Raw genomic sequence first — 216 nt, 5'->3', positions numbered from 1 at the left:
GCTGCTGACCGAGTCGATGCCCTGGCCGGAGACGGGCGAGGCCAGGCGTGCGGGAGTTTCGTCGTTCGGTATCAGTGGCACGAACGCGCACGTCATCCTCGAGCAGGCGCCGGACGACGACGCCGCAGTAGAGTCCGGGCCCCCGGCCGGCACCGTGCTGCCGTTCGTGCTCTCCGGGAAGTCGGAGGGCGCGCTGCGGGACCAGGCCGCGCGTCT

1 protein-coding gene is annotated in these 216 nt (G+C 72.2%); it reads left to right on the top strand.

Translation table 11 applies throughout. The features are described 5' to 3' along the window. Positions 1 to 216: ketoacyl-synthetase C-terminal extension domain-containing protein (locus tag IH13_RS39545; protein WP_037843560.1), on the top strand; the 216-nt coding region annotated here is incomplete at both ends.

It is taken from the genome of Streptomyces sp. NRRL WC-3549 (assembly GCF_000721935.1).
Taxonomy (GTDB): domain Bacteria; phylum Actinomycetota; class Actinomycetes; order Streptomycetales; family Streptomycetaceae; genus Streptomyces.
Note: the sequence above shows the minus strand (reverse complement) of the source record. Positions and strands in the feature narration are given on the sequence as shown.